Source organism: Paenibacillus sp. MSJ-34, from assembly GCF_018918005.1.
Lineage (GTDB): Bacteria > Bacillota > Bacilli > Paenibacillales > Paenibacillaceae > MSJ-34.
Genome location: NZ_JAHLPR010000010.1, coordinates 66,991 through 80,252, shown reverse-complemented (window position 1 = coordinate 80,252; position 13,262 = coordinate 66,991). Strand labels below are relative to the sequence as shown.

Genomic DNA, 13,262 nt, shown 5'->3' with positions numbered 1-13,262 from the left:
GTTAGAGATGCGGAAGAAATACTTTCACCGGCCGAATATAACCTTTATGTTCTTCCCGTTCGTAAATGCCGAAAAATTGCCCGTCGGGCGAATATAAACGGATGAGGCCAAGCGCTTCCACCGCTGGCGATACCGCCCTTACGGATAACTTTTGACCTTGCAACGCTTGCTCGGCCTTCTCGGCGGCGACCGTATGCGCCGGCAAATGGCGGACGGCGCGGTCCATCGGAATCAACAATTCGTGCAGTTTCCCCGCCTCTACGGCGGATTCGATCTGTTCCAACGTCAAACATGACTCGGATCGAATATGAGCGGACATCGTTCGAACTAGCGAAGCCATCGTTGCCGGCAGGCCGAGCGCTTTCCCGATATCGACGCATAATGTACGGATATAAGTCCCTTTGGAACAGACGACGCGGAAATGGATTTCCGGCTCCGGACCGTTCAACTCGCAACGCAGCAGTTCCAACGCATGTATTGTCACATTCCGCGGGTTGCGCTCCACTTCCCGTCCTTCTCTCGCCAATTCGTAAAGCCGTTTGCCGTCGACTTTGACGGCGGAGTACATCGGAGGCACTTGCTCGATCGTCCCGACAAACAGGGCGAGCGCCGCCCGGACCTGCTCTTCCGTGACATCGACGCGCTCCTGCCGTTCGATCGTTTGCCCCGACATATCTTCCGTATCCGTCGCGATGCCTAAACGCATTACCGCCTCATATTCCTTCGGCAGTTCCTGCAAATATTCCACTAATCGCGTCGCTCTGCCGAGACATAGCGGGAGCACTCCCGTAACCATAGGATCCAACGTGCCGGTATGCCCAATCCGCTTCATGCGCAGCAGGCGACGCGCTTTGGCGACGACATCGTGCGAAGTCCAACCGGCCGGTTTCCATACGGGCAATATTCCGTCTGCCTGAAAGCTTTGTAATATTCTATGATTTGGGGATTGAAAATCTGTTTCACTCATAAAGCTTGCTTCACCCGCTCAATCACTTGTTTGATCACATCGTCCAAAGCGCCGTATACTTTGCAGCCGGCCGCTCTGACATGACCGCCTCCGCCAAGAGAATGCGCAATTTCCGCAACGTTGGCCCCAGGTCCGGAACGCATGCTGACCTTAACCGCCTCGTTGTCGATTTGCTTGAACAAGATGCCGACCTCGACGCCTTCAATGTTGCGCGGATAGTTGACGAGACCTTCCAGATCGTCGTTCACCGCGCCGGTTTCCCGCATATCTTCCGGCGTAACGTATATCCACCCGATTTTGTTATTCGCGGCAAACGACAAGCGGGACAACGCCTTTGTCAGCAGCAAAACATGCGGCATCGTCAACTGTTCGAGCAAATGATCGGCGAGTTGATGTCCTTTGACCCCATACTGCAGCAGTTCGGAGGCCGCGGCCATCACTTTTGGCGTCGTATTGGAGTAGCGGAATCCTCCCGTATCCGTTAATAAGCCGGTGTAAATGGCTTCCGCAATATCGAGGCTCCACTCGATTTCGAACCGCTTCAGCAAATCGAACAAAATTTCCGCCGTCGCCGCGGCATCGGCTTTAATGAGATTGACCGACCCGTAGCTGTCATTCGTCGGGTGGTGATCAATATTAAGCACATCCGCGCCTTCGGCAAACAACTGGCCGACTTTGCCGACGCGCGCGAAATCGGCGCAATCGACGCAAATGACGTTTTGAAATTGACGCCGGGGCGGCTGTTCCGCATAATTGACGATCCGGTCGTACGACCATAGATAACTCAATCTTTGCGGAACGGAACCTTCGTTAATCATGCAAAACGTTTTGCCGAGCTGCGCGAGCAGCCATCCGACCGCTACGGTCGAACTGGCGGCGTCGCCGTCCGGTTGAACGTGGGACACCACCAGAAAGTCGTCGCGGGCCGCGATAAATTGACGCGCTTCTTCTAACTGCCGCTCATAATGCTCCAAGCTAATCGGATCGTTCATCGGCGTTTCATTCCTCATGTTTAATTTCGTCCAACAGCTTCTCGATTCGGCTGCCGTATTCGATCGACGTATCGAACTTAAATACGAGCTCCGGCGTATGGCGAAGCCGGATTCGTTTGCCCAGTTCGGACCGCAAAAAACCGTTTGCTTTCATTAACGCCTTAAGCGTATCCTCTTTTTGCTGTTCGTCTCCGAGCACGCTTAAATATACTTTCGCTTGCGACAAATCATTCGTTACTTCAACCCCCGTCACCGTCACGAAGCCGACGCGGGGATCTTTCAATTCGGTTTGAATCAGTCCGCTAAGCTCCTTTTTGAGCTGTTCGCCGACCCGTCCGACCCGAATTTTAGCCATGGTCATTCACCTCTTTATTACCGCTCTACCGTTTCCATGACAAAGGCTTCAACAATGTCTCCTTCTTTCACATCGTTGAACCGTTCTAATGTGATGCCGCATTCGTAGCCTTGCGCCACTTCTTTCGCGTCATCTTTAAAACGTTTAAGCGAATCGATTTTTCCTTCAAAAATGACGATGCCGTCGCGGATCAAACGAGCTTCCGCATTGCGGGTAATTTTGCCGGACGTTACCATGCAGCCCGCAATCGTACCGATTTTGCTAATTTTAAACGTATTCCGCACTTCCGCATGTCCGATAACGCTCTCTCTATAAACCGGATCGAGCATCCCTTTCATCGCCTGTTCGATCTCTTCGATGACGTTATAGATGACGCGATGCAGCCGCACATCCACCTTCTCCTGCTCGGCCGTAATTTTCGCCTGCGGTTCCGGACGGACGTTGAAGCCGATCACGATCGCATTGGAAGCGGCGGCCAAAATGACATCGGATTCGGTAATCGCACCCGCACCGCTATGAATGATTTTCACGCGGACGCCTTCCACTTCGATTTTCTCGAGCGAACCTTTCAGCGCCTCGACAGAACCTTGCACGTCCCCTTTAATGATGACGTTCAAGTCTTTAATCTCGCCTTCTTTAATATGCTTGAATAAATCGTCAAGCGTGACGCGCGTACTGACGTTCAATTCGCTCTGGCGCTGCGTGATCGCGCGTTTTTCCGCGATAGACCGCGCTTTCCGCTCGTCCTCGAACGCCATGAACGGATCGCCGGCTTGCGGAACTTCCGTCAATCCGGTAATTTCAATCGGTGTGGACGGTCCCGCTTCCTTCAGGCGTCTGCCTTTATCGTTCACCATCGCACGAACGCGGCCGAAGCAGTTGCCCGCCACGAATGCGTCGCCGACTTTCAGCGTACCGTGCTGAACGAGAATGCGGGCCACCGGTCCGCGGCCTTTGTCCAACTCCGCTTCGATCACGGTACCGCGCGCGCGCTTGTTCGGGTTAGCCTTGAATTCGTTCACTTCGGCTACGAGCAGAATCATTTCGAGCAAGCTTTCCAGTCCCATCCGCTGCTTCGCGGATACGTTGACAAAGATCGTGTCTCCGCCCCACTCTTCCGGCACCAGTTCGTATTCCGTCAATTCCTGCTTCACTTTGTCCGGATTCGCAGTCGGCTTGTCGATTTTGTTCACCGCCACGATAATCGGTACGTTCGCCGCTTTGGCATGGCTGATCGCCTCTACCGTTTGCGGCATCACACCGTCGTCTGCGGCGACGACGATAATCGTAATATCGGTAACTTGCGCTCCGCGGGCTCGCATCGTCGTAAACGCTTCGTGGCCCGGCGTATCGAGGAATGTAATTTTCTTCTTGTTAATTTCCACCTGATACGCGCCGATATGCTGCGTAATGCCGCCGGCTTCGCTGCTGCTTACGTTCGTAGAGCGGATGGCGTCGAGCAGCGTCGTTTTCCCGTGATCGACATGTCCCATAATCGTGACGACCGGAGGACGTTCAATCAGATCCGCTTCGTCGTCGTTTTCTTCAATCGTTTCAAACCGGTCTTCCTCGACCGGAATTTTCAATTCCACTTCGACATTGAAATCGGAAGCGAGCAGTTGGATCGTATCCAGATCAAGCTCTTGGTTAATCGTCGCCATGACGCCGAGGAACATGAGTTTTTTGATCACTTCCGAGGCGTCCTTATGCAGCAACTTCGCCGTTTCGCCTACCGTCATCGTGCCGCGCACGATAATCTTTTTCGGCGTATTGTCGATTTTTTCGCGTTTTTCTTGCGCTTGATGCTGGCCTTTGCCGAATTTGTTGCGGCCGCCCTTGTTGTTCTGATTTCCTTTATAATTGCTTACTTTATTATCGTCAAACCGTCTTGGATTCAATTTCGTCTTCTTCGATTTGTTGAATGCCGGTGTCGAATCGTGGCTATCGTTCCCTTGAACCTTCGGTTGATTGCGGTTCGGCTGCTGTCCGCCTTGCGGTCTGCCCGATTCGGGACGGCTTTGCTGCTGCTGGAATGCCGGTCTGCCTTGACGCTGATTGCCGCCATGTTGGTTATTGCCCTGATTTCCGTTGTTTTGGCCTTGTTGTCTTCCTTGCCCTTGTCCTGCATTTCCTTGTTGTTTCCGCTGTTCCTGTGTCCGTTGTGTATTCATACCTACCTGCTTTTCACGTTGTCGATTTTGTTGTTGCTCCCGGTGCCCGTCGCGGCTGTGCTGTTGCGATCTTCCTTGTCCTTGGCCCGCTCCGCCTTCTTTTCTCGCCGAAGCTTGCTTCTCTTGCTGGGGTTGATGATTCGGCTTCGCTGCCGCAGCCGTACCGGCCGCATTCGAAGAAGCCGCGCCCGGTTTGGCCGCCGCGGATACTTGGGCGGTCTGAGCCCCGCTTTCTTGCGCCGCGCGTTTGGCCGCCGCGTTCGCCTTAATGTCGCGGAAAAATTGCTCCACCCTCGCTACGGCATCGTTCTCCATCACGCTCATATGATTGTTGACCGGAATATTCAACCGCTTCAGGATCGTAATGATCTCTTTGCTGCTCATATTGAGCGACTTCGCGTATTCATAAACCCTCAACTTATCTTTATTATCTTTGTTGTCTTGTTTACTCAATATACTCCACCTCCGACATAATCGCCAATTGCTCGCGCATCATTCGGGCAAAACCCGAATCCGACACGCCGACAACGACACGGTCCGCTTTCCCGATGCTTGCGCCGATCGCGAAGCGATCCAGGCCGATCAAGAGCGGAACCCGATACGTATGGCATTTGTCACGAAATTTCTTCTTCGTATTTTCAGAAGCGTCGCCCGCAACGATCACCAATTCCAGATCGCCGGAACGAAGCGCCTTATGAACGATTTCATCCCCTGTTACCAGCTTGCCTGCCCGCATTGCAAGTCCTAGATAAGATAATAATTTGGTCATGTATCCTGTTCCGCCCGCTCCTTGCCCGCGATAAATTCATCTTCCACGCGGATAAAGTCCTGCTCGAGCTGCGTGTAAATTTCCGGTTGCACCTGATGCTTAAGCGCGCGATCGAGCGCCCTGTTTTTGTGGGCCAGTTTAAAGCAAGACAGCTTGCCGCACAAGTAAGCGCCGCGGCCCGCCTTTTTCCCGGTAAGATCGATCAGCACTTCGTCCTGCGGCGTCTTGACAACCCGGATCAATTCCTTTTTCGCCATCATCTGCTGGCATGCAACGCATTTGCGCAGCGGTATCTTTCTCGGTCTCATTGCCTTCCCCCGCCTTTCCCGGTTTATTCGAACGAAGCGGAATCTTGCGGCATTTCTTCCGTCGGCGTTTTCGGTCTGCCGTACTCTTGCTCCGCTTGCGTTTCGCTCTTGATGTCGATTTTCCAGCCGGTCAATTTGGCGGCGAGACGCGCATTTTGTCCTTTAATGCCGATCGCGAGCGAGAGCTGGTAATCCGGCACGATAACGCGCGCCATTTTGTCCTGTTCGAATACTTGCACCTCCAGCACTTTGGAAGGGCTGAGCGCATTCGCGACATACTCTTCTACCGATTCCGACCAGCAAACGATATCGATTTTCTCGCCCTTGAGTTCGTTCACGATCGTCTGAACGCGCATCCCTTTCGGCCCGACGCAGGAACCGACCGGATCCACTTCGGGATTGCGGGAGTACACCGCAATTTTCGAACGGAATCCCGCCTCTCTGGCAACCGAACGAATTTCAACGACGCCGTCGAAAATTTCAGGCACTTCCAGCTCGAATAACCTCTTCAACAATCCGGGATGAGTTCGGGACAGCAAAATTTGCGGTCCTTTGGTCGTATTTTCCACCTTTGTAATATATGCTTTGATGCGGTCGCCTTGTTTGAACTTTTCGTTCGGCATTAATTCGTTCAGCGGAAGCAGCGCCTCGATTTTGCCCAGATCGACGTATATGTTGCGCAAATCCTGACGCTGCACGATGCCTGTGACGATATCTTCCTCTTTCTCGATGAAAGCGTTGTAGATCAGTCCGCGTTCCGCTTCGCGTATCCGCTGCGTGACGACCTGTTTCGCCGTTTGCGCCGCAATACGTCCGAAATCGCGCGGCGTGACTTCGATCTCCGCGATGTCGTCCAACTGAAAGTTCGGGTTGATCTCGCGCGCGGCTTCCAAGGAAATTTCCAGGCGCGGATCCAGAACTTCTTCGACGACCGTTTTGCGCGCGAATACTTTGATGACGCCGTTATAGCGATTCATATCCACGCGCACGTTTTGCGCCGTATTAAAGTTTCGTTTGTAACTTGAAATCAGCGCCGCTTCAATCGCTTCGAGCAAAATATCTTTGCTGATTCCCTTCTCCTTTTCAATCTCATTCAATGCTTCAATGAAATCCATGCTCATGATGGATTGGCTCCCCCTTTCATTCGGTCCGCTAATGGTTAAAATAAAATAGCCAATCTGGCGCTGGCCACTTTCGCATACGGAATGGCGACAGGCGCGTTGCCGGTATCGACGACGAGCTGCTCCCCGTCAAACGAAAGCAGTTCTCCTTCGAATTCTTTGGCCCCGCCGATCGGCTCGTATGTAGTGACAAATACGTTTTTTCCGACCGCCTTGCGGACGTCTTCCGCTTTTTTGAGCGGACGTTCCGCGCCAGGCGAAGAAACCTCGAGGAAATACGCGTCGGGAATCGGGTCCTGCTCATCCAGCTTTGCGCTTAAATACTCGCTGATCCGGCCGCAGTCTTCGATATCGATGCCGCCTTCCTTATCGACAAATACGCGCAAAAACCAACTGCTTCCTTCCTTTACATATTCGACATCAACCAACTCAAATCCGTTTTCGTCCAAAAACGGTTGAACCATTTCTTCTACTACCGATTTAATCTTCGGTGCGCTCAAGCGATTACCCTCCTAAAAGTTTTATCTGTATACCAACGAGTAAAGAGTGGGTTTCCCCACTCTTCGTCACTAGTGTTTTATCTCGATCAATGTTAAAAATTATACCATAGGTTGGCTTTCTTGACAAGTAGAGGTTCTTGCATGGCAAAATGGGTTGCTCTCGCTCGCACGGCAAGGAAGGCATTAGAACAACGAGAGCTGATTGCTTTCCGGCAAACCGCGGAAACAGCCCATTTGCGTCAGCGTCTCCACGATGGTTTTGCTCGCTTTCGATTTCGCCTGGAAATCTTCGATCGACAGGAATTCGCCGCCTTCGCGGGATGCGGCGATATTGCGCGCCGCGTTCTCCCCGATCCCTTGAATCGCCGAGAACGGCGGAATGAGCGAATCGCCGTCGATGACAAACCGGGTCGCATCCGAGCGATACAGGTCGATTCCTTTGAACGAAAAACCGCGCGCTGTCATTTCGAGCGCCATTTCAAGAATGGAAATCATATTTTTTTCTTTCGTCGTCGCCTGAAACCCTTTTTGCTCGATTTCATCGATTTTGCGGTTAATCGCGTCATACCCTTGGCAGCAAAGCTCGATATCGAAATCTTCCGCCCGTACGGAAAAATAAGTCGCATAATAAGCGATCGGATAATAAAGCTTGAAGTAAGCGGTCCGGACGGCGGATATAACATAAGCGGCCGCGTGCGCCTTCGGGAACATGTACTGGATTTTCAAGCAAGAATCGATATACCATTGCGGCACCTTGCAACGTTTCATCTCTTCGATCCATTCCGGCGTCAGTCCTTTCCCTTTCCGTACGCTTTCCGTAATGGTAAACGCAAGAGAGGCATCCATTCCCGCCTTATAGATCAAATAGAGCATAATATCGTCGCGGCAGCCGATTACGGTCTTGATGTTGCATGTCCCGTTCTTAATCAATTCTTGCGCGTTGCCGAGCCATACGCCCGTTCCGTGCGACAAGCCGGATATTTGCAGCAAGTCGGCAAACGAAGACGGCTGCGATTCCTCCAGCATTTGCCGCACGAACTTCGTGCCCATCTCCGGCACGCCGAACGTCGCGACGGGAGAACGGATTTGCTCCGGCGTCACTCCAAGCGCTTCCGTCGAATTGAACATGCTCATCACTTTCGGATCGTTCATCGGAATCGTCGTCGGATCTACGCCCGTCAAATCTTGCAGCATCCGCATCATCGTCGGATCGTCGTGCCCGAGAATGTCGAGCTTGAGCAAATTGGCGTCGAACGCGTGATAATCGAAATGAGTCGTCTTCCATTCCGCGCTCGTATCGTCGGCCGGGTATTGCACCGGCGTAATATCTTCCACTTCGATATAGTCCGGCACGACGACGATGCCGCCGGGATGCTGGCCCGTGCTGCGCTTCACGCCCGTACAGCCGCTTGCGAGCCGGGCAAGCTCGGCGTTGCGCCATTTCTTGTGATGGTCTTCTTCATATTTTTTCGTAAAACCGAACGCCGTCTTCTCGGCGACGGTGCCGATCGTTCCGGCGCGAAATACGTTCTTCTCCCCGAACAGCACTTTCGTATAATTATGCGCGTGCGGCTGATATTCCCCGGAAAAGTTCAAGTCGATATCGGGAACTTTGTCGCCTTTAAAACCGAGGAACGTCTCAAACGGAATATCCTGGCCTTCGCCCTTCAACATCTCGCCGCATTTCGGGCAAGGCTTGTCCGGCAAGTCGAATCCGCTCGGCACGCTGCCGTCGAGAAACCATTCGCTATGCTTGCAGGCCGGATTTTTGCATAGATAATGCGCAGGCAGCGGATTTACCTCGGAGATGCCGAGAAACGTCGCGACGACGGACGACCCGACCGAACCCCGGGAGCCGACCAAATATCCGTCCTGATTCGATTTTTTGACGAGCCGTTCGGAAATGAGGTAGTTCGCCGAGAAACCGTATTTGATAATCGGAACGAGCTCCTTCTCCAATCGCTGTACGACCACGTCCGGCAACGGCTCGCCGTAAATCCGCCTCGCGGTGTCGTAGCATGTATTGCGGATTTCATCATCCGCCCCCTCGATATTCGGGGTGAACAGTTTTTTCGGAAACATTTCAATTTCTTCGAAGCGTTCAGCCAGTTCATTCGTATTCATTACGACGACTTCATATGCCTTATCCTCGCCGAGGAACGAAAATTCGCGGAGCATCTCATCCGTCGTACGAAAATGGGCGTCCGGTTTCCGAATGTCCTTAAGCGGGCTAAAGCCGGTAATGCCGTGTATCGTAATATCCCGGAACAATTTATCGCGCGGATGCAAATAATGCACATTTCCCGTCGCAATGACCGGTTTGTTCTGTTTGGCGCCGATGTCGCAAATGCGCTTCAAAGCGTTCTCGATATCGGCCATGCTGCCGACAAGCCCTTTATCCGCCAAATGGGCATACATGCATAAAGGCTGTATTTCCAGCACGTCGTAAAATTCCGCCACTTGCTCGGCTTCTTCCGGCGATTTATTGAGAACCGTTTCGAACATCTCCCCTTTTTCGCAGCCGGAGACGATCAACAGGCCTTCGCGCATTTCCGAGAGTTTGCTTTTCGGAATGCATGGCACCCGTTTGAAATATTCGGTATGAGACATAGAAATCAACTTGAATAAATTTTTCTTCCCGGTCGCATTCAAAGCGTAAATGTTGCAATGGAACGGTCTCGCATTGGATAGATCGCTGCCGACATAATCGTTCAGCCGGTCAAGCATCGTAATATTCCGCATTTGCGCCGCATCCTGCAGCAGGCCGAACATCACGCCGCCCAATGCGATCGAATCGTCGATGGCGCGGTGATGATTCTCGAGCGAAACTTTATATTTGTCCGCGAGCGTATTCAAGCGGTGGTTTTTCATCGAGGGATGAAGCAGTCGCGCCAGTTCGAGCGTATCGAGCACCGGGTTCGTCAGCTCCGGCAATCCGATCTGCTTGCATGCCGCTTGAATAAAGCCGATATCGAAGCGCGCGTTATGGGCGACAAGCACCGAATCGCCGACAAATTCGACGAATTCCCGCATGACCGGTTCGAGCTCCGGCGCGTCCTTGACCATCTCGTCCGTAATATTTGTCAATTGCTGAATATTGTACGGAATCCGTTCATGCGGATTGACAAATTTCGCGAACCGGTCGATTTCCTTGCCTTCGCTCATTTTAACGCCGGCGATCTCGATAATTTTATTGTTGACGACGGACAATCCAGTCGTCTCAATATCGAATACGATATAAGTGGCCGTTTTCAGTTCGATCGGCTGCGGGTTCATCACGACGGCCACGCCGTCATTGACGACATTGGCCTCGACGCCGTATATCATTTTGATGCCGTTTTTTCTCGCCGCCTTATCCGCTTCCGGGTAACATTGCACGCCGCCGTGATCGGTCACCGCGATCGCTTTATGTCCCCACTTGGCCGCCGTTTTAATATAGGCGTCGATCGGAGTTACCGCGTCCATCGTGCTCATCGTCGTATGCAAATGGAATTCGACCCGTTTCTGCTCCGCCTTGTCTTGCCGTTCGGGGGGCGCTTTAATCTCATGCAAATCCGAAGGGATCATGACAAGCTCCGGCTGCGGATTGAACCGATCCATTTCCACGCGGCCGCGCGCCTTGATCCATTTCCCGTTCGACAGCAGGCTGAGCGCTTTCATGTCGTCTTTGTTTTTGACGAACATTTTCATCTGGATCGAATCGGTAAAATCGGTCACATTAAACATATATAAATGACTGCCGTTTCGCAATTCGCGCATATCCAAACCGAATACGGATCCTTGCACCGTGATTTTGCTTTCTTCTTCTTGAATATCCTGCAGCGAAACAGGCTGATCCTTAATGTCGTACCCGATCTTCAGCGTCAGTTCCTCATCGCTCGAGATCGTTTCGGTCTCCGCTTCGATGCTCGTCACGATCTGCTGCACCACTTCGCGCTCTTCTTCGACGATTTTCTGCTGGAACTGTTCGTAAGCCTCTTGATCGAACTGCCCTGCCTGCAGCTTGACGTGCAGCGAAGTTTGAAAATAAGTTTCGAAAAAACGAACGATCGCCGTATCGATCTGTTTTTTGCGGGCCAACTCCAGCGTTGTGGAATCGAGCATCGTAACGACGACCGCTCGTCCATCCACTTCCAGCTTCGCGCGAGCCATCCATCCGTTGACCGAAGCGATTTCCCGCTGCACCCATTCGATAAACAAGCCCCAGTAAGTTTGAACCACGTCGGCAACCGGCACATGCTCCGAATATTGGAAAATCAGCTTAATCTTCGCGATATGAGCAAGGCGCTCTTGAATTTGCAGGCAAAAGGCGCGATACGCTTCCGCCGGAACGACCGTCTCCTTGCTTATGTATATCGTCCATTCCCGGTTCGTTTCGCTGCATTCGACGCGCTCGATGTGCCCGTCCGTAAAACAAGCCTCGATCATCTGCGCCGGAATTTGCGCTTGCTGCATCAAAATTTCGAACCGCTTCCTCTTATCCCCGATATTGCTCATAACATCTCCCCCCGTTTCCCCACATGCTGCGAAAAAAAACGAAAAGCTTCCGCAAAAGAATCAATCGATTCGTCATCGAGTTTTCTTCGTGAGAAGCTTTCCGGAAAAATTGCGTTATCCGCCTCTTCTAATATGCACGGGCAAAAACAACCGTATGCTGCGCCGCATCGCCGCATACGAGGCAGCTTGCCTTTCGTTCGGCGGGTTCGAACGGAATGTTGCGGCTCGTCGCCCCCGTCTCTTCTTTCACTTGCTTTTCGCAGGCGGCCGAACCGCACCAGCCGGCGAGCACGAATCCGCGCTTATTTTCCATCAGCGTCTTCATCTCATCTAACGAATCGACGGACAAGAAATTGTCGTCGCGGAACTGTTTGGCGCGCTCGTACATTTCCCGGTGAATTTGGTCCAACATACTTTGCACTTCCGCGACCAGATTATCTTGCGGCACGACGCGCTTCTCGCCGGAAATCCGGGACACGAGCACCGCCACGCCGTTGTCCAAATCGCGAGGCCCGAGCTCCAGACGGAGCGGAACGCCGCGCATTTCATATTCGTTAAATTTCCATCCCGGGCTTACGTCCGCCCGGTCGTCCACGCGAACGCGAATTCCCGCAGCTTTCAATTCCGCGTACAGCTCGTCCGTTCTGGCAAGCACTTGCTCGCGCGCTTTCGGCGGCCCGATCGGAATCATGATCACTTGCGTCGGCGCCACTTTCGGCGGGAGCGCAAGACCGCGGTCGTCGCCGTGCACCATAATGAGCGAACCGATGAGGCGCGTGCTGACGCCCCAGGACGTCGTATGGACATACTCGAGATTATTGTCCCGGCTTAAATATTGAATGTCGAAGGCAACCGCGAAGTTCGTGCCCATGTAATGGGAAGTGCCCGCTTGCACGGCCCGCCCGTCTTTCATCATCGCCTCGATCGAATAAGTGTCGACCGCGCCGGCGAATTTCTCGGAAGGCGTCTTCTGGCCGGAAATGACCGGGATCGCCAAAAAATTTTCTACAAAATCGCGGTAAATTTCCAACATTTGCATCGTTTCTTGGCGCGCTTCTTCTTCCGTTTCATGCGCCGTATGGCCTTCCTGCCATAGAAATTCGCTTGTCCGCAGGAACGGAAGCGTCCGTTTTTCCCAGCGCACGACATTGGCCCATTGATTGATGAGCACCGGCAAATCGCGGTACGATTGAATCCATTTGGCGTACATATGGCCGATCATCGTCTCCGACGTCGGACGAATCGCCAGGCGTTCCTCCAATTTCTCGCCGCCCGCTTCCGTTACCCACGGCAATTCCGGGTTAAAGCCTTCCACATGCTCTTTTTCCTTCTGGAAAAAGCTTTCCGGAATAAAAATCGGGAAATAGGCGTTGCGATGGCCCGTTTCTTTGAAACGTCTGTCCAACTCGCCTTGAATATGTTCCCAAATTTCAAACCCGTCCGGACGGAATACGATGCATCCGCGTACGGGCGAATAATCCATTAAATCCGCCTTTTTGATGACATCGATGTACCAACGCGAAAAATCTTCGTGCTGCGGCGTAATTTCTGTAACGAATTGCTTCTCTTTTGACATACGATT

The 13,262-nt window shown here is 52.6% G+C and carries 10 protein-coding genes; all 10 read right to left on the bottom strand.

What is annotated here, in order from left to right:
• Position 1 precedes the first annotated feature (1 nt).
• Positions 2-967: a tRNA pseudouridine(55) synthase TruB gene (gene truB, locus KQI79_RS07205; RefSeq protein WP_216537553.1), complete on the bottom strand. Its 966-nt coding sequence runs from the start codon at positions 965-967 to the stop codon at positions 2-4.
• A complete protein-coding gene (locus tag KQI79_RS07200; protein ID WP_216537593.1) occupies positions 964-1,941 on the bottom strand; it encodes a DHH family phosphoesterase in 978 nt (325 codons plus the stop codon). Before KQI79_RS07200 ends, truB begins: the two co-directional genes overlap by 4 nt.
• Before the next feature lie 25 nt (positions 1,942-1,966).
• A complete protein-coding gene (rbfA, locus tag KQI79_RS07195) occupies positions 1,967-2,314 on the bottom strand; it encodes a 30S ribosome-binding factor RbfA (RefSeq protein ID WP_216537552.1) in 348 nt (115 codons plus the stop codon).
• 17 nt (positions 2,315-2,331) lie between these two features.
• Positions 2,332-4,938: a translation initiation factor IF-2 gene (infB, locus tag KQI79_RS07190; protein WP_216537551.1), complete on the bottom strand. Its 2,607-nt coding sequence runs from the start codon at positions 4,936-4,938 to the stop codon at positions 2,332-2,334.
• A complete protein-coding gene (locus tag KQI79_RS07185) occupies positions 4,931-5,254 on the bottom strand; it encodes a L7Ae/L30e/S12e/Gadd45 family ribosomal protein (protein ID WP_216537550.1) in 324 nt (107 codons plus the stop codon). The genes infB and KQI79_RS07185 overlap by 8 nt, the downstream gene beginning before the upstream one ends.
• Positions 5,251-5,562 (bottom strand): RNase P modulator RnpM, encoded by a 312-nt coding sequence (gene rnpM, locus KQI79_RS07180; RefSeq protein WP_216537549.1) that lies wholly within the window; start codon positions 5,560-5,562, stop codon positions 5,251-5,253. Before rnpM ends, KQI79_RS07185 begins: the two co-directional genes overlap by 4 nt.
• A gap of 23 nt (positions 5,563-5,585) precedes the next feature.
• Positions 5,586-6,683: a transcription termination factor NusA gene (gene nusA, locus KQI79_RS07175; protein WP_216537548.1), complete on the bottom strand. Its 1,098-nt coding sequence runs from the start codon at positions 6,681-6,683 to the stop codon at positions 5,586-5,588.
• Between the two features lie 38 nt (positions 6,684-6,721).
• Positions 6,722-7,183: a ribosome maturation factor RimP gene (gene rimP, locus KQI79_RS07170; protein WP_216537547.1), complete on the bottom strand. Its 462-nt coding sequence runs from the start codon at positions 7,181-7,183 to the stop codon at positions 6,722-6,724.
• A 183-nt stretch (positions 7,184-7,366) separates the two neighbouring features.
• The gene (locus tag KQI79_RS07165; protein WP_216537546.1) at positions 7,367-11,680 is read right to left on the bottom strand and encodes a PolC-type DNA polymerase III; all 4,314 of its coding nucleotides are present in this window, start codon (positions 11,678-11,680) and stop codon (positions 7,367-7,369) included.
• A gap of 127 nt (positions 11,681-11,807) precedes the next feature.
• Entirely contained in the window at positions 11,808-13,256 is a 1,449-nt protein-coding gene (gene proS / locus KQI79_RS07160; RefSeq protein WP_216537545.1) for a proline--tRNA ligase, read from the bottom strand.
• Between the last annotated feature and the right edge of the window lie 6 nt (positions 13,257-13,262).